At 44.0% G+C, this 20,726-nt stretch carries 19 protein-coding genes; 8 read left to right on the forward strand and 11 right to left on the reverse strand.

The window, feature by feature from the left end; genetic code table 11:
- The first annotated feature begins 35 nt into the window (after positions 1–35).
- Positions 36–515, forward strand: coding sequence for a hypothetical protein (locus BGP76_RS15820; RefSeq protein WP_119845574.1), 480 nt, complete (start codon positions 36–38; stop codon positions 513–515).
- Positions 516–998: 483 nt separating this feature from the next.
- On the opposite strand, the gene lipB is transcribed toward BGP76_RS15820, so the two are convergent.
- Positions 999–1,715 carry a lipoyl(octanoyl) transferase LipB gene (lipB, locus tag BGP76_RS15825; RefSeq protein WP_119845392.1) on the reverse strand — a complete coding sequence of 239 codons (717 nt, stop codon included), beginning with the start codon at positions 1,713–1,715 and terminating at the stop codon, positions 999–1,001.
- A 16-nt stretch (positions 1,716–1,731) separates the two neighbouring features.
- A complete protein-coding gene (locus tag BGP76_RS15830; protein ID WP_158584300.1) occupies positions 1,732–2,367 on the reverse strand; it encodes a carboxypeptidase-like regulatory domain-containing protein in 636 nt (211 codons plus the stop codon).
- A gap of 119 nt (positions 2,368–2,486) precedes the next feature.
- On the opposite strand from BGP76_RS15830, the gene BGP76_RS15835 reads away from it, so the two are divergent.
- The 5 genes from BGP76_RS15835 to BGP76_RS15855 all read left to right on the forward strand — a co-directional run bounded on the left by BGP76_RS15835 (position 2,487) and on the right by BGP76_RS15855 (position 6,710).
- Complete coding sequence (locus BGP76_RS15835) at positions 2,487–2,861, forward strand: metalloregulator ArsR/SmtB family transcription factor (RefSeq protein WP_119845394.1); 375 nt, start codon at positions 2,487–2,489, stop codon at positions 2,859–2,861.
- Positions 2,858–3,568 (forward strand): YjjG family noncanonical pyrimidine nucleotidase, encoded by a 711-nt coding sequence (locus tag BGP76_RS15840; RefSeq protein ID WP_119845395.1) that lies wholly within the window; start codon positions 2,858–2,860, stop codon positions 3,566–3,568. The genes BGP76_RS15835 and BGP76_RS15840 overlap by 4 nt, the downstream gene beginning before the upstream one ends.
- A 61-nt stretch (positions 3,569–3,629) precedes the next feature.
- A complete protein-coding gene (locus BGP76_RS15845; RefSeq protein WP_119845396.1) occupies positions 3,630–5,240 on the forward strand; it encodes a sensor histidine kinase KdpD in 1,611 nt (536 codons plus the stop codon).
- Positions 5,237–5,926, forward strand: coding sequence for a response regulator transcription factor (locus BGP76_RS15850; RefSeq protein ID WP_073121064.1), 690 nt, complete (start codon positions 5,237–5,239; stop codon positions 5,924–5,926). Before BGP76_RS15845 ends, BGP76_RS15850 begins: the two co-directional genes overlap by 4 nt.
- 61 nt (positions 5,927–5,987) lie before the next feature.
- Entirely contained in the window at positions 5,988–6,710 is a 723-nt protein-coding gene (locus tag BGP76_RS15855) for a HisA/HisF-related TIM barrel protein (protein WP_252737294.1), read from the forward strand.
- A gap of 22 nt (positions 6,711–6,732) precedes the next feature.
- Here BGP76_RS15855 and BGP76_RS15860 read toward each other — a convergent pair whose 3' ends face one another.
- From BGP76_RS15860 to BGP76_RS15890, 7 genes are all read right to left on the reverse strand, one after another.
- A complete protein-coding gene (locus BGP76_RS15860) occupies positions 6,733–8,172 on the reverse strand; it encodes a DUF5723 family protein (RefSeq protein ID WP_158584301.1) in 1,440 nt (479 codons plus the stop codon).
- Positions 8,173–8,206: 34 nt separating this feature from the next.
- Complete coding sequence (locus BGP76_RS15865; protein WP_119845398.1) at positions 8,207–9,841, reverse strand: hypothetical protein; 1,635 nt, start codon at positions 9,839–9,841, stop codon at positions 8,207–8,209.
- A 150-nt stretch (positions 9,842–9,991) separates the two neighbouring features.
- Entirely contained in the window at positions 9,992–10,474 is a 483-nt protein-coding gene (purE, locus tag BGP76_RS15870; protein WP_119845399.1) for a 5-(carboxyamino)imidazole ribonucleotide mutase, read from the reverse strand.
- A gap of 3 nt (positions 10,475–10,477) precedes the next feature.
- Complete coding sequence (locus tag BGP76_RS15875; RefSeq protein ID WP_119845400.1) at positions 10,478–11,614, reverse strand: 5-(carboxyamino)imidazole ribonucleotide synthase; 1,137 nt, start codon at positions 11,612–11,614, stop codon at positions 10,478–10,480.
- A gap of 59 nt (positions 11,615–11,673) precedes the next feature.
- Positions 11,674–13,473, reverse strand: coding sequence for a hypothetical protein (locus tag BGP76_RS15880; protein WP_119845401.1), 1,800 nt, complete (start codon positions 13,471–13,473; stop codon positions 11,674–11,676).
- Complete coding sequence (gene feoB, locus BGP76_RS15885; protein WP_119845402.1) at positions 13,473–15,581, reverse strand: ferrous iron transport protein B; 2,109 nt, start codon at positions 15,579–15,581, stop codon at positions 13,473–13,475. The genes BGP76_RS15880 and feoB overlap by 1 nt, the downstream gene beginning before the upstream one ends.
- Positions 15,582–15,589: 8 nt before the next feature.
- On the reverse strand, positions 15,590–15,811 hold the full coding sequence (locus tag BGP76_RS15890; protein ID WP_073121047.1) for a FeoA family protein: 222 nt from the start codon (positions 15,809–15,811) through the stop codon (positions 15,590–15,592).
- Positions 15,812–16,028: 217 nt separating this feature from the next.
- Here BGP76_RS15890 and radA point away from each other — a divergent pair, with 217 nt between their 5' ends.
- Both radA and BGP76_RS15900 read left to right on the forward strand, forming a co-directional pair.
- Positions 16,029–17,411: a DNA repair protein RadA gene (radA, locus tag BGP76_RS15895; RefSeq protein WP_073121045.1), complete on the forward strand. Its 1,383-nt coding sequence runs from the start codon at positions 16,029–16,031 to the stop codon at positions 17,409–17,411.
- A 55-nt stretch (positions 17,412–17,466) separates the two neighbouring features.
- Positions 17,467–17,985 carry a DinB family protein gene (locus BGP76_RS15900; RefSeq protein WP_073121043.1) on the forward strand — a complete coding sequence of 173 codons (519 nt, stop codon included), beginning with the start codon at positions 17,467–17,469 and terminating at the stop codon, positions 17,983–17,985.
- A 77-nt stretch (positions 17,986–18,062) separates the two neighbouring features.
- Here BGP76_RS15900 and BGP76_RS15905 read toward each other — a convergent pair whose 3' ends face one another.
- On the reverse strand, positions 18,063–18,482 hold the full coding sequence (locus tag BGP76_RS15905) for a DUF1987 domain-containing protein (protein WP_073121041.1): 420 nt from the start codon (positions 18,480–18,482) through the stop codon (positions 18,063–18,065).
- A 213-nt stretch (positions 18,483–18,695) separates the two neighbouring features.
- Positions 18,696–20,720 (reverse strand): OmpA family protein, encoded by a 2,025-nt coding sequence (locus BGP76_RS15910; RefSeq protein WP_119845403.1) that lies wholly within the window; start codon positions 20,718–20,720, stop codon positions 18,696–18,698.
- Positions 20,721–20,726: the final 6 nt, after the last annotated feature.

A 20,726-nucleotide genomic window follows, 5' to 3' on the forward strand; every position in this document is an offset into this window, starting at 1 on the left:
TGGTCGTTATATGCAAAAAGAAAGATGACTTTACAATGAAAATTATTAAGAATACACAAATTATAATTTCATGTATATGGCTAAGTGCATGTGCTTTAAAGCCTGCAACTTCTACTAAGAACGGAGATGCCAGGGATTATAAATATGCCTACATTTCACAAACAAACAGCCTGACATCAAGTACGGGTGTAAGCGTAGATGGCAATTACTACTCAACAAGTAAAAGCGTCAACCCAAGAGATATAATATCAGGAATTTTAGCGAAAGAAGGGTTCGTTTTGTTAACAGAACTAAGAAAAGAAAAAGCAAGTGAAACATTGATTGTTAATTATGGAGAAAGCGGTAGAAGAAATACAGGAATGGGCAGTTATGCCATCGAGGTAACCATTCAATTTATTTCATCAGAATCATCTGAACTAATCTCATCCTGTACAGCTGAAGGACGTGGAGAAACAGAGGCAGACGATATTAGAAAAGCAATATCTAGATGTCTAAACGCTCTTATTTTGGAATGAACAAATAAAACGCACATAACTTTACCTACCACTCCATGGTGACTACTGCTAGAGTCGAGTGTGCAGGTTTCTACCAGCACTGGAAAATCTTCGCTTTTCCTCACATGGGTCAAAAAAGGTAGTGATGAAAATTGAAGATTTTCCTATTTTGTATCCGAAACAAAATACACGTCAAGTACCACAGAGGGTAGCTGGGCGATATCTATGCGGCATAAAAGGTGCTAACATATGCTATGAATGGGTTTCATCTGTCAGGATATTTTGGTGAGGATGCCAAAGTTTGCCACAGGTTTTAAATTTAAATCAAGGCGTGGCTATGTTCGAGATGAGAGGTTAGTGAAGTAAACAGGTTACTTCAAGTAACCTGTTTACTATGCAAAGTTGTCTTTAGGTATCGTATTCAGTACACCTTTATATCATTTTACGGCATATAGCCTTTGCAGGCCAGCATAGTTTCTGGCACTAGCTGTAAGCGCAACCTACTTACACCCACTCAAACTCAAACAAATCAGCCAAATGTGCTTTTATTTTTAGCTCGACTTCTTTGATGTCGAGTTGTCTGCCGAGTTCTTGGGCTAGAGAGGTGACGGCCTTGTCATCGATTCCACAGGGGACAATATTGCCGAAGTAGTTGAGGTCAGTATTGACATTGAAGGCAAAGCCGTGCATCGTGATCCATCGGCTGGCTTTCACGCCTAGTGCACAGATTTTCCTTGCCTTGGTTTCATCATCTCCATCTATCCATACCCCAGTTAGTCCTTCTATTCTTCCCGCTGTGACACCATAGTCCGTACAGGTCATGATGACGGCTTCTTCGAGTAGTCGGAGGTATTGGTGTATATCGGTGAAGAAGTTGTCCAGGTCCAAAATCGGGTAGCCTACGATCTGTCCAGGGCCATGATAGGTGATGTCTCCTCCTCGGTTGATTTTGTAGAAGGTGGCATGTTTCTGTCCCAGTCCTTCTTGATCTAGAAGCAAGTTTTCTTCACGCCCTGATTTGCCGAGTGTATAGACATGTGGGTGCTGGCAGAAGATCAGATAATTAGGCGTTGGGTTTTGATCTGTCGTAGGTAGTTTTCTGTTTTGGATTTTGAGATCAACCGTTTTTTTGAACAGTTTTTCTTGGTAGTCCCAGGCCTCTTGGTAGTCTATCAGTCCTAGGTCGACGAACTGCGTCTGTTTGTTGAGCAAGTGGTTCATGGTGTGGCTAAAAAGACTACTCTTTCTCTCGTTTTTTGAGCGACTTGATAAAGGTGCTCCACGCGAAGGGATTGAGTAGAGAGATGGAGTTGGGCTGGAACTTGTGGTTGTAGGCAGATGCCTGCTGTGCCATGTAGTACTGGTGATTGCCTTCTGCACCCATCGATAGTCCGTTGGAGTAGTTCCTGATGTTGCTGCGGTTGGTGTTGCGGCGCATGTTGTTTATATCGTACTGGTTAGGTAGTTCGAGTGCTAGGATGGCTTCTTTGAACATCTCTTCGCTGGGAAATGGGTACACTTCGAGTTCGTCGAGGTAGGTCGTGTCTTGTTTTAGCGTGATGACGACCGTATAGCTATCTCGGTCACTGGATAGTCGGGGGACTCTGATTTTTTGTTTCTCAAAACTCACCGCACTGACGATGAGGCTGTCCCCTTCTAATACCGCCATGGAGAAGTAGCCATAGGGATTTGTAGTAGTACCACGGCCGCTTTTGGGGGCATAGATATGAACACCAGGGATGCCGATCGTGGCATCTTGATCCACGACTATTCCCGAAAACTGAACGACTTTATTGTCCGTCTGGGCATGGCAGGTTTCTGATGCTGAGATCAAAATGAGTGTGGTCAATATCGTGGCTATGAAAAGCTTCAAGGGTTTTGTTTTATTTAATGCTAATTTGCGTGAGAAAGTTTTCCTACGCGGTAAAATTACTAAATAATTAGTGAAATGACTGGCCGCAGCAGGATGTGTGAAACCAAAAGTCGGCTTGTATGAAGCTCAAAAATTTTAATCTTCAGTATGGCTCCCAGATTTTTAAATCCTTCTCGGATGAGGCCAGAATCAGAATCATGTCGTTGCTTTTCAATCACGAAGAGTTATGCATCTCGGATATTGAGCATATTTTAGACTTCACCCAGACCAAAACCTCCCGACACATCACTTACCTAAAAAATGCAGGTCTATTATCGTATCGCAAGGTAGATCAGTGGGTGTTCTATGAGATCAAAGAGGAGGTCATGGGGATGGTCGCGCAGATATTTAAGTTTCTAAACAAAGACGCCCAGTTGCAAAAAGACGATGAGGTCTATCAGGTGCTCAAGTCCAATAGAGAACTGGCTGTCAACAAAATTCACAAACCGCTTTGAGTAAGACGTATAAGTATGTTTTTTTTGATCTGGATCATACGCTCTGGGATTTTGATGCCAATGCAGAGGCCGTGCTTCGGGATTTGTATGTGTTGCATGATTTGGCAGGGGTAGGGATCGTTTCGGAGGATTCGTTTATTCGGGACTTCTTCGAGACCAATGCAGGCCTTTGGGCACAGTACAATGTAGGTCAGATCGATAAGTTTTATCTTCGAAATCAGCGTTTCCGTTTGATCTTTGAGGCAGCTGGGGCTATTATGAATTTGGTCTCCGATGAGTACCTCAAAGAGTTCAATAAGCAATTTTTGCACAATTGCCCAAGACAAACACGCCTCATGGATGGTACGATAGAGGTGCTAGAGGCGCTGCATGCGAAGTACCCGATGCACATCATCACCAATGGGTTCGAGGAAGTACAGTCACACAAGATGGAGTGCTCGAAGATTGCCAAGTATTTTGATCGTGTGATTACTTCTGAAAAGGCAGGGTTTAAGAAACCTTTCGCAGGCATATTTAATTACGCGATGAAATGGACAGGTGCCAATGCTGCTGAGTCCATCATGATCGGGGACAATCTGGATGCCGATATCAAAGGAGCCAGAGACTATGGGATGGATCAAGTATTTTTTAATCCCGACGGAAACCTACATAGCGAGGAAGTCACCTACGAGATCAGAAACCTGCGGGAGCTGCTGGAGATATTGTAGGGGTGTTAAAACTGGTTAAAAACCGTTTGGGCTGCTAGAAGTTACGGTAATTTTGATCTCGATGACTAGAATTAAAATTAGTTGGTTAGTATTCGCGATGGGAGTTTCTCTCATTGGGTTGGTCGTGTTTCAGATCTCTTGGATAGACAATGTGATATCCTCCAATGAGCAGGCCTTCAAAAATAGCGTGCAAAATGCGCTGCAAAGTGTCGCTTCCAAACTCGAAAAGCGGGAAGCACTCGAAGTGACCGTTGATAATTTTCACACAGACTTTATCTATAAGAGTTTAGCCAATGTGGATAGCAATCGGGTAGAGCTGATAGAAAGTACTTTCGAGAAGAAAATCGTAGAGATACAGGACCTAGTGCAGGACTCTAGTAGTCGGCCAGAGTGGATGAGTTTTTATTTTAACTCCAATGATGAACCCGATGGATTGAAAAACACGGCAGTGTCTATCTCCGCAGACATATCTCCCGATCACAACAAAGTAGTATACCTGGGAAATGATAACGACTCTACGGCTACCGTCAAGCTGCAGTATGAAAAGCGCTTGCGGCAGGTGGCCAAGAAAACCGAATATGTGCAGCTTGCTCTCCGAGAGCTTTTCACGGGCAAGAAAAAATTGTCCGATAGAATCAGTAATAGCAACTTAGACTCGTTGATCACCAGTGGCTTGGCCGACAATGGGATCGAACTGGAGTTTGACTATGCTGTGTTCGATCCAGTAGAGGGAGCAGTTTTTCCGAGGGATGCTGCACCAGAGGTGATGGTGTCTGACCTGAAGGCTACTTTATACCCGAATGATGTGATAGGAGAGGTCGGTTATCTGTATGTGAGTTTTCCTAAACAGGAGCGGTACATACTGAGCCAAGTCTGGTTTACGCTGCTCTCTTCACTCTTTTTTATTTTGATTGTTTTGTTCTGTTTTGGCTATGCCGTGAGAACTATTTATTTGCAGAAGCAACTTTCTGAGATAAAAAGTGATTTCATTAATAATATGACGCACGAACTCAAAACCCCAATCTCTACTGTGGCACTGGCTTGCGAAGCACTCCGTGACAAAGAGATTCAGAGTACAGGCGCATTGATGGGTAGATATCTCGGGATAATAGATGATGAAAATAAGCGATTAGGAGCGCAGGTGGAGAAAGTGCTTCAGATGGCAGTGATAGATCGAAATGATTTTAAGCTGAAGTTAGAACCAGTCAACGTGCACGAAATCATCGAAAATGCATTGGACAAAGTAGCACTACAGGTGGCAGGCAAGGAAGGGCGCATAGAGAAAGAGTTACTAGCCGTTCATCAGAACTTGACAGCTGACCGTGTACATTTGACCAACATCATCTTCAATCTGTTGGACAATGCCAACAAGTATTCTAAGGATGCGCCGGACATTAAGGTGACGACCAAGGATACCCGTAGTGGGATTGTGATTCGGGTGATCGATCATGGGATAGGGATCTCTAGAGAAGGTGTTAAACGTGTCTTTGAGAAGTTTTACCGCGTACCGACGGGCAACCTTCATGATGTCAAAGGTTTCGGGTTAGGCTTGTCCTATGTCAAGAGTATGGTCGAGGCTCATGGTGGTCAGATATCCGTGCACAGTGAGCTGAAAAAGGGGAGTGAGTTTGAGGTGTTTTTTCCTTATGAACTTAAAAACAAAACAGAATGACTAGAATATTGGTAGTAGAGGATGATCCTAATCTAGGACAGATACTTAGCGAGTACCTCCAACTCAAGGGCTTTGTGACAACCCTATGCACAGATGGCGAAAAGGGCTTTGAGAAGTTTAAAACTGAGAAATATGATTTTTGTATCCTAGACGTCATGATGCCCAAAAAGGATGGGTTCACGTTGGCTAAGGAAATTAGAGAAATTGATAAGACGATTCCAGTGATTTTCCTCACAGCGAAATCAATGAAAGAGGACACGATCGAAGGATTGAAAATCGGTGCGGATGACTATCTGACCAAGCCGTTTAGCATGGAGGAACTGATACTCCGTGTGCAAGCCATATTGCGAAGGTCAGGAGCTAAGTCGGATCAATCGAATACGATCAATAGATTCGAGCTGGGAGGATTGACTTTTCACTATGATAGAAGTCTACTCGAACGCCCTTCTGGAGATGTCAAGTTGACCTCTAGGGAAAATGAACTGCTAAAGATGCTCTGTGATCACATGAACCAGACGATGGAGCGTAATGCAGCGTTAAATGCGATCTGGAAGGACGATAGCTATTTCAATGCACGTAGTATGGATGTCTATATTGCGAAGCTGCGCAAGTACCTCAAAGAGGAAGAGCAGGTGCATATCCTGACAGTTCATGGTCAGGGATTTAAGCTTGTCAAAGTTGAGTAAATATCGTATATTTTGGTTATCTCTGTGATCCAAAAGAGATTTACATTAAACAACAACCATTATGCAACTTGTCCCCTCCATAGCCATCAAAGATGGAAAGGTGGTTCGTCTCACCAAGGGCGATTTTTCTCAACCCACAGTATATGACCAGAACCCTATAGATCTAGCGAAGCAGTTTCAGGATCATGGTGTCAAGCGTCTCCATATGGTCGACCTAGATGGAGCGAAAAAAGGAAAAATTATTAACTACCATATCCTCGAAGCAGTCGTCGGTCATACCGAACTGGCAGTCAATTTTACAGGAGGGGTTCACACGGATGGTGATATCACTAAGGTTTTCGAGTGTGGAGCGGAGAGTGTGACTTGTGCGACGATGGCAGCCTATTCTAGAGACCTGTTTGCGGCGTGGATCATGTCCTATGGCAGAGACAAAATTGCCTTAGCGGCAGATTGTCTAGATGGAAAAATCCGAATAGGTGGTTGGCAGAAAGATACTGAGCTTGATATTTTCAATCATATAGACTACTTCTATCAGCGGGGATTGAAATACGTCAAAACGACTGATATAGCTAAAGAGGGCGTACTCAAAGGGCCTTCCTTCGTTCTCTACGAGCAGATTTTAGAGAAATACCCAGGTGTGTTTTTGTTTGCTAGTGGAGGTATTCGAAGTATGAAGGATATCGAAAAGCTAGACAAGTTGGGTGTACACGGAGCTATTTTTGGGAAGGCTTTCTACGAAGGCCATATTACGCTCAAGGATATTGAAAAGTTCTCTGCTAAGTAGCAAAGAACTTTTCATGTCGAAACTATTTTTCGGTAAACCCGGGCTTTTCGTTGTAGATAGGACGTGGTTTTTTGACTGGAACGATCCAGTATATTCCATCGCTTTTTTCTACTTTTTCTTTTTTGCCGTATGGGGATGGATGATCTAGGTCATTGCGTCTATCCTCTACGACTTTCTTTCTACCAAAGATGAAATTGATACCGAAACGTAAGTCAAAGGAAGAGGTGTTTGGCACGTCGAAAGAACGAATAATCTGATCACTAGCTAGATATAATTGAACAGCACCTAGTGTAACGGCCGCTCCTAGCCCCATGTCTATACCTTGCTGAGGTTTTCGAATAACGTTGGCGGAGAGAGCTAATATTTGTCCAAATTTTCTTGTGTAGCCTAGTGCATAGTAGAATTGGGTTCGGTCTTGTACGACATGCGTAGCAATAGTGGCAGTGAACATATCTTTGGTCGTTAGATTATAGCTACCACTGGCATAGATGCTGGTGTTGAGACCAGATCTATAGGACTGGTAGGTTGTAGAATCATCCAGCTTGTTGATCAGTGAGTCTTCAAATGCGTCTGCTATGTTATCAACATCTCTTAGTTCTAATCCGCCGAAGACAAAGGACGTGTCAGCAACCCAGTAGTTCTTGGGGTCTGCTTTCCAATTGATGAAGCCTAGATCATTGACGGCTAGAGAAGCGGAGAATTGTTTATTGATTTGCCAATTAAACCCTAGATCCATTCCGAACCCTAAATTGTTATTGAAAGTAGCATAGGATTGTATTTCGTCATCCGAACCATTTTCAAACATATTGATCCCCGAGGTGTTGACTCTAGCGTTGGAGAGTTGAATGTGATGGTTGTAATCATCGTCAATAGAAATACTACCTGAAAAATCTCGATCTGTGATGACACTGACCATTCCGTTGATTAGTTTGGCACGAATACCTATGTCTATTTTTTGTTTGGGAAGTCGTTTCCAAAGGCCAATGCCATATTCTCGGTAGTAGCGAACGTCCGTCATGGTAGTAGAGAGATCGAGCGTTTGCCCTGCATAGTTTTTGTTTCCGTTCCATGCAAAATCTACTAGGTCATCACTGTAAAAAGATCTAGCCGCGATACGCTCTCTTACGAATAGTGAAATAGCGGTGTTGGCACTGGTACGGAATCCTAAGTAGAAAGTAGAGATCTCAGCTTCTGTCAGAACGGAGTTTTTGTCATTGGATAGCTGGACAAGCTTGTCTATATCTAAGGAATCTATGCCTTCTTCTTTTTTGATCGCGTCATTGTAGCTGTATGGTGAGTTGATATCAATCGCGATTCCAGATAAGACGGGAAGCCCAAAAAACACTTTACCTTCTGGTATGAAGGCGGGGTTCATGTTGTTCCCCTGAAAAGTAGTATTCTTGAGATGATAAAGAGAAATACCTGACTGACTATAGCCCAGTCTCGTTAGGCAGAGAGTCAATAGAAGTAGTATATATGGTCGTAAATTCAAGGTCTTAGAGTTCTATGTCAAGCGTGGCTTCTACACCTAAAAATATTTCTAATTTATAGTCAGCGTATATTTTTACAAAGCTGTCGTTGGCCGTGTCATAGCTGCTGATATTAAGTATCAGCCTTAAAGTAGGCTGGTTGTATAGTGCGTCTAGGCCTTCGCCAGATAACCGAATGTGGTCTATGCTTTCGCTTCCGGCTGTTATCTTGCCCCCAGAGGGGATTTCTGGAGATTGGAGGACACTTACGTTTTTTATCTGATAGATGACTGCACTATCAGCATCCAGAAACTGGAGATCTATCGAGCCGTTGAGTGGTAGCTGATTGATGGTTTTGATGCGAAGTGCAATGGAGTCAGCCTGATCAAAATCAAAATCATCTAAGCTGTAGTCAATATGACGCGTGAGATTAGTGAGTTGTAAATCCAGCGGCAACTCTATTTCCATATACGTAGTGGCGGAGCTGTTCGCATCTACGAAATTCCGGTCTTCTGGTGGATTTACGCTAGTGGTGTTCGAATAGTTAGATTGTGCCTCTACTGATACATTAATCACATTGGGACCAATGTTTAATAGCTCACTTAGATTAGAGACGTCATTATTGATGCGAATCGTTGATGTAGCTGAGTTACCTACTGAGTTGATGTTAGGTGCGTTGATGAACTGTGGAGCCTCTGTGACACTACCTGTGAGCGATACTTGATCACCTGCAGTATTGGATGAGATGATGCTAGAGAGGCTTAAACCCATCGGGACGCCAAATGAGTTGTCTACGATTAACCGAATTTCTGGTGATCCAAAACGGATGTCTCCATCTAGTTCATCAAAAAAATCCATTTCGATAGTTTGTGATTGAATCTCAAAATCTTTCTCTCCAAAGTATCCATAGATGGTCTCAAACTCTACGTCAGCAATGTCTATGCGGTATCTGAATTGGTCTGTCTTGGAGACACTACTGCCTGAAGTGATTTTTAGTGTGCCGTTGAATTCGCCTGTGAAGATGTTTTCATTCGCCGCATTCTGAGTGGCTATTGTCTTGTGGTTGGCTAGACTGAGTGTTTGGCTGCCTCCACTGTTAGCGCTTGCAGCACCGCTTAACACGAGCGGTAGACCAGTAGCACGATCTATGATGTCATCGATTACCATTTCGAACTCCATACCTACATTGAAAGTAGACTCATAGGTAATGGAGATACTGCCTGACGCATAGAGCAGTGAGTCTAATTCTTCACCATTCGAGATGGGATAGTTGAACTGAAGATTCTGAGTGAACTTGAAGTCTCCTGCTTCTGAGGAGCTGGCATTGGTGATTTCAATTGGGGACTCAATGAGCCCATTGTTGCTTACATCATCTATAGCTATGATTTCATTCGCGTCACTAAATATCGTGGTGTCTCTATAAACGAGTACAAGAATGCCTGCCTGAGTCGTGTCTACATCTAGCTGTTCATCATCTAAGTCTTCGATTAGTTCAGATGTGGTAAAAGTCGTAGTTCCTAAGGCTAGTACGACATCTCCAGTATAATTGGGTAGTTTGATGTCGTCAAAGGTCAGTTCTTCCGTGCTACATCTCGAAAGCAGTAGTAGGGAGAGAGAACCAATGATGTAGGGGATGAGTTTAGGGTAGTCGTAATGTTTCAACTTCGTCTATTATGAATGTTAAGAATGAAATAGCAGGAGGTGTAAATAGCGTGCGATTAAATTTTTACATTTTAATCGATCACAATATAATTACATCCTTAACCGTAATCCAAGCGTATTATTATTCCCCTTATGTCGAAAGTACAAATACTACAATTGATTAATGGAATCTTCCACTTTTCGCTTTAGTTCTTCTTTGTATTTTGCCAGATTGTCGCCAATCGTGTCGTCATGAGACCCGATGATTTGCGCAGCTAGTATTCCGGCATTTTTAGCACCATCGAGCGCTACTGTAGCGACGGGTACACCACCTGGCATCTGTAGTATAGATAGCACAGAATCCCACCCATCGATCGAGTTGCTAGATTTGACAGGCACACCGATCACTGGTAGAGTAGTGAGTGAAGCGACCATACCTGGTAGGTGTGCCGCGCCACCTGCTCCAGCGATGATGACTTTCAGCCCTTTTGACTTGGCGCTCTCTGCATATTCGACCATGCGGTGTGGCGTGCGGTGTGCTGATACGATGGTGAGATCATATTCTACTCCGAGCTCGGTTAATACCTCTGCGGCTTGCTTCATGATCTTCAAGTCCGACTGGCTACCCATGATGATTCCTACTTGTGCTGACATAGTTTATGCGATTATTTTAATGCTTTCTTTGAGTGCTCTTGCTTTAGTCTTTAGTGCTGTGAGGTCATCACCCACGAGTGTGAGGTGTCCCATTTTTCTAAAGGGCTTGGTTATTTTTTTGCCATAGAGATGGAGGTGCATTCCTGTTATTTCCATGGCTTCTGCTAGGCCTTCGTAGCGCGCATGACCACTGTGGTCAGGGTGTCCGAGTAGGTTGATCATTACGGCACTGCCTTTAACAGATGTGTCGCCCAATGGTAGATTCAGAATGGCTCTGATATGTTGCTCGAACTGTGAGGTGATGTTGCCTTCTATCGTGTGGTGTCCACTGTTGTGTGTACGTGGGGCGCACTCGTTGACCATGAGTCCACCGTCTTTGGTGACGAACATCTCTACGGCTAGCAGTCCCACCATATCAAATTCGGAGATGACTTTTTTTGCCAGTTCACGGGCATTGTTTCGGATGCTGAGATCTATTTCTGAGGGAGAAAACAGAAACTCTACTAGATTTTGCTCTGGATGGTACTCGAGTTCGACAACAGGGAAAGTGGACATTTCACCCTTTTCGTTCCTCGCTACGATCACAGATATCTCTTTTTGATAGTCCACGAACTTTTCCAAAAGGGAGGGTGCTTCAAATCCTTTGTCTAAATCTGCCTCTGTTTTGATGATTTGTACACCCTTGCCGTCATAGCCATCTGTTCGTAGTTTGTTGGCAGCAGGCAATAGGTTTTTGTGTCGTGTTAGTTCTCCTTTTTTTGAGATCAGTACAAAGTCCGATGTGGGGATGTTGTGATCAAGATAGAACTGCTTTTGGAATCCTTTGTCTTTGATGATTTTGAGTACGCTGGGTTGCGGAAAAACTTTTTTTCCTCTCCTTTCCAGCTCTTCTAATGCCTCGATATTTACATTTTCGATCTCCACGGTGATTACATCACAGCCTTCTCCGAAGGCTAATACTTCGTCATAGTTGGTGATGTCGCCGTTGACGAAATGGCTTGCGAGGTTCTTGCAGGGAGCATTAGGGTCTGGATCGATGCATGCTACTTCTAGGTTGAGGTTCATGGCAGATTGGATCATCATGCGACCGAGCTGGCCACCGCCAAGCACGCCTATCGAAATACTGGGATCAAAAGTCATAGTGCAAAATTGTATTCGGCGCAAAAATAGTCAGCTATGAATAAGGATTGTAAGCTTTTCTATTTTTTGATGATCCCCATCTTTCTCATCAGTGCACTGGCGTTGAAACTTCTACAAGGCCCGTCCGTCAATTTATAGTCAAAGGAGATTTCGTCCTCCGACAATTGACTGTTAAAGCTGTAGTTAGTCATACGGTCGATGGCTAGTTCGGCCAGTTCCACGTCGTGGGTAGAGATGAGACCCAAACTGTTAGAAGTGGTGAGTTGTTCGATGAGTGCGGTCGCCCCAGCATGGCGGTCTTTGGTATTGGTACCTTTGAGGATTTCGTCTAGGAGATAAAAGGTAGGGATGTCCTCGTCTATCTGTTCCAACATTTGTTTGATACGACTGATCTCAGCGTAGAATGAGCTGACGCTTTCTTCCAGATTGTCCTGTGTGCGCATGCTGGTGAAGATTTTGAGCGGAGAGAAAGAAAACGACTTTGCAGCGACCGGAGCACCCATTTGGGCCAGTACCAGATTGATGCCTATCGTACGTAGAAAAGTACTCTTGCCAGACATGTTAGAACCAGTGATGAGTGCGAGTTCCCCTCTACCGCTCAGTGTGAAATCATTGGTGATGGCCTCATAACCTCCGATCAGCGGGTGGAGCATGGACTGAGCTTGGACATGGCAGGTCTGTTGCTTAGGAGTAGGAAAGCAATAGTTTTCCTCGGCAAAACTGAATGCCGCTAGATCGGATAATGCTGCGATCTGATCCACACTGTCAAACCAATGCTCGACGTGATTACAATGACGTTGATGCCAAGTCTGGATACGTCGTAGCACGAATAGGTCCAGCATGAATAGCCCGTTGAGCGACTGGTAAAATAGATTGCCACGGTTGGTCAAGAACTGTAGTGAACCCTTAAGTTGCTTGATTTGAGTAGAAGCTTTTTGTCCATCACTCATTTTGGCTTTGAGGGACTGAAGGAGCGGAGCGGTGAATGTTTGCGACTCAATAGATCGTATGACTTCTTCGTAAGCACCGATGATTTTGGAGAAATCCCCGAGACTTTTGGTCAAATTAAGTAGCGGAATAAATAGCAATCTAAGGAATAGGAAATTGACTCCCAGTACTAAGAATAGCCAACGGGAGTCCCAGTCCATGAAGTTGATTAGAACCAGGAAAGCGATCGAAAGAATGGGTAAAGCATACTGTGCAATTTTCCAGATCGATCCATTAAGTACTTGTGTATCTGTGGCGATATCTTGGAGATAGCTTGAGACTGGACGTGCTTTGTTTTTTTGATTGATCTGGGCGTGACTGTGTGCCGTGTGGGTTTGTGTCCAGTCGGTTGCTTCACGTAGCTCTTTGATAGCAGCTTGTCGTTGTGTTATCGTGTCGATATCTGCAGGAGCAGCCATCCATTGGGCTAGTGTCTGTTGACTACCGAGGAACCGGTTGCGACTGATGAGCTGATACAGAGAGTGTGAACCAAATATATCTAAGTCTGGTGCATAGGGATGATGCGTGTCTAGGTATTCTGCTCCATTATGTAGCGATTTGATATTTCTGTGGAGACGAAGTATTTCGTTTTGATTGATCTCAACGAGAAAGCTCAACTGCTGTATTTCTGCTTTGATGCGACTATGTACATTGACCAGAATACCAAAGATCGGGACGTAAGTGATGATTACTCCTATCGCCCAAGCAGTCTCCCGTGAAGAGAAGAGAGCATAGACAACAGCCGCGAAAACCAAAAAACTAAGAATCCGTACCCAACCGACTAAGATTGAGGTTTGCTTTTTCTCATTTTGTTCCTTTTGGAAACGTTCGATTCGGGATTGAAAAAAGACTTCTTTATTGGCTTGTTGCATTATTTGAGTACTTGGTAGACGACTAATGCGCTAAGGTAAGCCAGTCCAGACATGTAAAACAACTGTAGTAGCGGCCACTTGTAGGATTTGGTCTCACGATAGACTACCGCTAGCGTACTCATGCACTGCATCGCAAAGGCATAGAACACCATTAGTGACATGCCTAGTGCAAAGGTGTACATCGGATCGCCAGTATGCGGATTGATTTCGGCTCTCAGTTTTTCTTTGATGGTCGTTTCGCTTTCCTCGTCTGCACCGACACTGTAAATGGTGGCGATCGTACCTACAAATACCTCTCGTGCAGCGAAGGAGGTGATGAGAGCGATACCGATTTTCCAGTCATAGCCGAGTGGAGCGATCGCAGGTTCTATGCTTTTGCCTAAGATACCTGCGTAGGAGTTTTCTAACTTGTAGGCTGAGACGGCATTTTCGAATGCTTGAGAATCTACTGCTAACGATGGCTGCTCCGCTTGGACTGTCGTAGTGGCCTGATCGAATTTATCTCCTGGACCATAAGACGCCAGTACCCATAGGATAATGGAGATGGCCAGAATGATTTTTCCCGCTTCGAACACAAAGGTTCTGCTCTTGCTAAAGATGGTAATCCATACATTTCTCCATTTGGGCCAGCGGTAGACGGGCAGCTCCATGATGAAATAGCTGCGTTCTTTGACCTTCAGTATTTTTTGCATAATGAGTGCGGAGAAAATCGCCCCAAAGAAACCCAGCAAGTACAAAAACATGAGTGTAAGCCCTTGCAGATTGAAGATGCCCAGTACGTGTTTTTCGGGGATTACCAAAGAAATCAATATAGCATAGACGGGTAGTCTGGCCGAACAGCTCATGAATGGCGTGACGAAAATCGTAATAATACGATCTTTCCAACTTTCGATGTTTCGAGTAGCCATGATGGCAGGGATAGCGCAAGCAACGCCCGAGATTAAGGGTACGATACTCTTACCGTTCAAGCCGAATTTACGCATGATTTTGTCCGTCAGGAAGACTACACGTGCCATATATCCAGATTCTTCTAGGATGGCAATGAAACAAAAGAGCAAGGCTATCTGCGGAATGAAAATCACGACTCCTCCTAGTCCGGGGATAATCCCTTCGGCTAATAGATCGGTGAGTACTCCAGGAGGCAACAAATCGTTGGCTAAGCCGCTAAGTTCGGCGAACCCCATGTCTATCCAGTCCATGAATGGGTTTGCCCACTCGAATATCGTCTGAAACATAAGTAGCAGCACCGCCATGAATATGAGATAACCATAGATTTTGTGCGTCAGTATTTTGTCCAGCTTACTGGTTCTGTTTTTGACTACTCCTTCTTGCGATCGAATGACTACTTCTTGTAGTTTTTTACGAATGATTTTGTACCGTTCTACCGTTTCTGTCGTCTGAAACTGACGGTCACAGAAATTGTATTTGACTTTTGCATCTGCTATAAATTGTTTTTCGTCAATGCTGAGAAAAGACTTGCTGTAGGTCTGCTGAGCATACTGATACGCGATGTAGTCATTGCGTAGCTCAAATTTGTCTTTGATGATAGGGATGATCTCAGGAGATAAATCATTGACATCATAGAATGGGACGTGCTCGGGATGTTTTGTGTCTAGTATTGCCTTTTTGAGATCTTCTAGCCCTTCTCCATTTCGTCCGTTGACTGTTATAACGGTCGTGTTGAATTCTTTTTCTAATGCTGAGATATCGATATTTAGCCCTTGCTTGTTGGCGATATCCAGCATCGTCAATACGAGGATGGTAGGCTGTCCGAGATCTTTGATCTCAGAGAATAGCAGTAGGTTTCTTTCGAGGTTGGACGCATCTGCTACTGCAATGATCGTGTCAGGGAAGTCATGGGCATTTTCATCACTAAGAAAGTCAAATACCACGCGCTCGTCCATAGATCGTGGATAGATACTGTATGTGCCAGGGAGGTCTAGTACGTTGACGGGGTTATTGTTGTAACTGTACAGACCAGAGACTTTGTCCATGGTGACACCTGGGAAGTTGCCCACTTTTTGGTTCATCCCCGTCAGTAGGTTGAATACAGATGTTTTGCCCGCGTTAGGATTGCCTACGAGGGCTACATTGATCGTTCTGCTCATGCTATGGATTAAGAAAGAATAATTGTTTTGGCCTCTTCGACTCTCAGCGATAGTGCATAGCCAGATACGTCTACACAGATAGGGTCTCCTAGGGGTGCGGCGAATTTCATGACGATTTCTGTACCGGGTAGGACACCCATTTCCATGAGCTTTAGTGAGATATACTCGTCTGTAAAATCCTTGACCATACCTTTTTGCCCAGGTACTAAATCTGCCGCTGACCGTTCCATTCTTCTTATTTAGAATAATTTTTAATAAGGCAAATCTATCCTTTTTGGGCAAGGGCTGCAAGTAACCGCAGCTGAGATATGTCATCTATGTCTCTTTTGGTGGTTAGGCTCCAAAATGTGCGTAGACGTAAGGAGTGCCAAAATAGGGTGTCGAGAAGACTAGATTTCTCTATGAAAGGGAATCCTTGTATTTTCGTCCTTGATAATCAATAGAATTATGGCCAAAGCAAAAACTGTTTTTTTCTGTCAAAACTGTGGTGCCCAATCTCCCAAATGGGTGGGTAAATGTATGAGTTGCGGTGAATGGAACTCCTATGTCGAGGAGGTGATAGAGTCTTCCGAAAAGAATGCCAAAATATGGACGGATAAGGAAACCAAAGGAGTGCCCAATAAGCCAGTTAAAATCCATGAAGTCAAAACGGAGAAAAGCGAACGCATGGGGACACATGATATCGAGCTTGATCGTGTGCTGGGCGGAGGAATTGTTGCAGGGTCACTGGTATTGGTAGGAGGAGAGCCAGGGATCGGTAAGTCCACCTTGTTTTTGCAGATGGCGCTGATGATGAATGACCGAAAGATACTCTATGTGTCGGGAGAGGAAAGTCCTCAGCAGATCAAGATGCGTGCAGAGCGGATGGCTCCTCTCTCGTCTGACAACTGTTTTCTATTGGCCGAAACTTCTGTGAGTCAGATTTTTCAGCAGGTGAGACAGGTGCAGCCCGATGTACTGATTGTAGATTCGATTCAGACGCTGTATAGTTCGAAGGTAGATAGCTCCGCAGGTAGTGTCAGTCAGGTGAGAGAGTGTACTGGGGAGCTTTTGCAGTTTGCTAAATCTACCGATGTACCGGTGTTTTTGATCGGGCACATCACCAAGGAAGGGACAATTGCAGGGCCAAAAGTACTCGAGCACATGGTGGATACAGTACTTCAGTTCGAAGGAGATAGACACCTAAGTTACCGCATACTGCGAACGATAAAGAACCGCTTTGGGTCTACCTCAGAAATCGGTATCTACGAGATGCTGGGCAATGGTATGCGTCAGGTCACGAATCCATCGGAGATTTTGATCTCAAATAAAGATAATGAATTGAGTGGGGTGACGATAGGGGCATCTATCGAAGGGAATCGCCCGTTGCTAATAGAGACACAGGCACTGGTGAGTACTTCTGCTTATGGTACGCCACAGCGATCTACGACTGGGTATGATGCCAAACGTCTCAATATGCTTTTGGCAGTATTGGAAAAGCGTGGAGGTTTGCGCCTAGGTAATCAGGATGTGTTTTTGAACATTGCTGGGGGATTGAAAATAGATGATCCCGCCCTGGATTTAAGTATTTGCGTTGCGGTGGTGTCGTCGCACGAGGAGCAAATTGTGTCGTCAGATGTGTGCTTTGCAGGAGAGGTAGGGTTAGGAGGAGAGGTACGTGCGGTCAACCGCATAGAGAACCGCATCTCTGAAGCAGAAAAATTAGGCTTCTCGGCGATCTATGTTTCTGCGGTTAATAAAAAATCGTTAGAGCCTGCTAAATACAAAATCAAAATTCATTTTGTGTCCAATATCGTGGAAGTGTTTAAGAGTCTAGCTACCTTAGATTAGCATCCACACCTATTGGTCGATAGGTTATGTGATGAGAGAACAAACAAATTAAACTATGAAAAAATTAATCTACCTAATCGTATTGATGCCGATGCTGTCATGGGCACAAGTCCCCACACTTCAGCAAGAATTTGCAGGTGCTACGGAGTACAATCAAGGACAACTTGTGCAGTTGATCGGTGTGATTCCTGCAGACAAAATGAGTTGGAGAAGTAGTGAAGATGTGCGTAGCGTGTCGGAAGTCATCGCTCATATTGCAGGGACTAATTATATGTTTGGAAGTTTTTTGGGCACTCCTCTGCCTGAAGGAGTCGATTGGCAGTCTATGGAGAAGACATTGACCAAGAAAGAAGATTTACTCAAAGCAATCAATGATTCTTTTGCCTTCATTAACAAAGCATCTGCTGCTGTAGAGAAGGATGATCTATTGACGCAAGTGGAATTGCCTTTCGGTACATTCACTAAGAGAGCGATCATGGGGATTGCTGGAGGCCACTGTTCGGAACACAAAGGGCAATTGATCGCCTATGCTAGATTTATGGAAATCCAGCCGCCATGGAGTGGGATGGAGTAATTTTGTAATGTTTTTGTGAAATGAAAAGAGCCTCATATCATTGATATGAGGCTCTTTTTTTGACTAGTCATGATATTTTATTTTTCTTCTTCCTTCATTTCTCCGAGTACATTGATCTCGGGGATTTCCACGTAATTGAATTCGTAGTTGAAGAATGAGCTTAAATCTTCTCCGGCTTCCTGCATGTCTTCATCACCATCTTCGAAGTACCAGTTGACTTTGACGTTTTTGCCTTTGTCTACCCTGAGGTCGTTTACTTTCTTGAACAGAATGTAAATACACTTAGAGGAACTCGTGTTGAAGTATTCGTAGGCGATATTCAAAGTAAGAGAAGGCGTATCTGCATTCGCAAACTGATCAATGCTTTCGTGGAGATGTTTGTAAAAAGCTAAGGGATTTTCAGGGCTTGATTTCCCTCTAATGTCTAACAATCCTTTTTGTGGATTAAAGTAGATGGATGGCGTGATTCGAGTAGCGCGTATAAAAAATCCTTTCATGGTGAATAAATCTATTTTTCTCTTAAAACTGGTTAATCAAAAATGAAAAATTCCTAGCACATTTAAAATACAGGAATCTCTTAATTGTTGATTTGGAGAGAAGGATTTCATTCTCATTCAAAATACAAGGATTCTAGTAGGTCAAATAGCCGAAAGAATATTTTTCATTCCTGTTGCGGCAGTACAAATTAGGAAAAATTCCTATAACTCCAACTAGTTTTCTGTGTCTTCGTCTAAATCGGAGAAAAATCTATCAGTATCATCTGTGTCTTCGTCATCTCCTCCCTCGTCACCTTCTTCCTCATCGACGTGTCTAGCATTGTATTTAATCACCTTAAACTCTGTGCGACGGTTTTGTTGGTGTTCTATTTCATTCTCGGCATCTTCAACGATTAATTTGGTCTCACCATAGCCTTTGGCTACTATTCTGTCTTTTTCTATGCCTTGTGAGATGATATAATTGACAGCTGATTCAGCTCTACGCTGTGATAGATCCATATTATAGTCATGATCTGCTCGGACATCGGTGTGAGAACTTAGTTCGATGGTGATCTCTGGGTTGTCTTTCATGATCACGACCAGTTTGTCTAGTTCTTTGGCAGCTGCGGGTTTGATATTGGCCTTGTTGAGATCGTAGTAGATGTTGTTGAGAACTATTGGTTTTTCGATCACGATCTGATTGAGAGGCAAATCTTGTTTGAATTCTACATTGGTGACCATTTCGGTGAGTGTGGATTTATCGATGGACTTGCCTATTGTCGAGAAGTCTATTCGGGTGGTGAAGTAGTTTTCTTTTTCGGCGATCAAGTAGTAGTTTTCTTCAGAATATACACGAAAACGATAACGGCCGTCTACCTCTGTGAATTGCTCATCAATGATTCCATCCTCTTCGTCTACGAGTAGGACTTTGGTGTTAGGAAGGGGCTGTAGTTTTTTGTTTTCGTCTGGCGTCAAGGTGCTGCCTGAGAGATAGTAGTTGACGATCTTCAGGTTGGGATCGTCATTGACGAAGGTGTAGATATCGTCATCTCCTTTTCCTCCCTTTCTATTAGAAGTGAAAAAGCCTCTCGATGGATTGAAAAGGTATAAACCAAAATCGTCACTCGAAGAGTTGATTGGTTCGCCGAGGTTTTTTATGATCTCCTTCCCTCCACCACGTGTTGCTTCGAATAGGTCTAGTCCGCCATAGCCTGGTTGTCCGTCGGATGCAAAATAGAGGACACCAGTACCGCCTACATATGGAAATAATTCATTGCCAGGAGTGTTGATGTGAGCGCCCATGTTTCGGACGTCTACCCATCTGCCACGGCGGTTGAGCTTGGCGGTGTAGATGTCTATGCCGCCATAGCCACCTTCTCTATTGGAGGCGAAATAGAGCGTCGTGCCGTCGGCCGTTAGTGCAGGGCACGAGTCCCATGCGTCGCGCTTGTTGATAGATAGTGGTCTGGCTTCACTCCATTTTCCATTTCGATATCGGGTAAAATAGAGGTTGACTTCATTAGTGCCACTGGATTTTCCGCTGTTGGCCTTGGCAAAGATCATGGTTCTTCCATTTTCGGATAGGGTAATAGAGCCTTCGTTGATGTCAGAGGTGTTGATGTTCTCATCGAGTGCTTGTAGCGTTTCTATATCCACTTTTGCGCCCTTGGTGCGGGCACGGTAGATGTCGGTGAACGGCGTGCCTGTTCCTTTGTAGGTTTTGCCGCCGTCTCGGTTAGAGGTGAAATAAAGATATCCATTGTTGTAGACTGGAGAGTACTCCGCATAGGGCGTGTTGATTTCGTCTAGGCTTTTGACACGGAAGTAATTGACCATGCTACGAACTTCTTCCATTCTGTTGAGGTTGTCTAGTTCGTTTTGTGCCCAGATTACTACGTCTTTGTCTTCGCCTTTGTCTAGGTATTGGGTGAGGATTTTTTTAGCTTCAGTCTCTTTACCATTGGACTTGAGGGCTTGGGCATAGTAGTAGTATGCTTTTTCTTCCGCTATGTTATTGTCTATGGCTACCTTATAGTAGGGTTCGGCTTTCTTGAGCTGATTGGACTGACGATACGCCTCAGCAAGGGCGTAGTTGGAGGTGGGGTCGTTGGGCTTGACCGCTTTTTTATATTGGTGTATTGCAGTGCTGAACTCGCCTGCTTCGAAACTCTTGTTAGCCTTTTTGAGCGGGCTACAGGAGACAATGGCTAGGACGGCTAGCCACGAAAGAATGGATATGTACCGATCAATCTTTTTCATCTATCA

The sequence above is a fragment of the Reichenbachiella sp. MSK19-1 genome (genome assembly GCF_003590315.1).
GTDB classification, from domain to species: Bacteria; Bacteroidota; Bacteroidia; order Cytophagales; family Cyclobacteriaceae; genus Reichenbachiella; species Reichenbachiella agariperforans.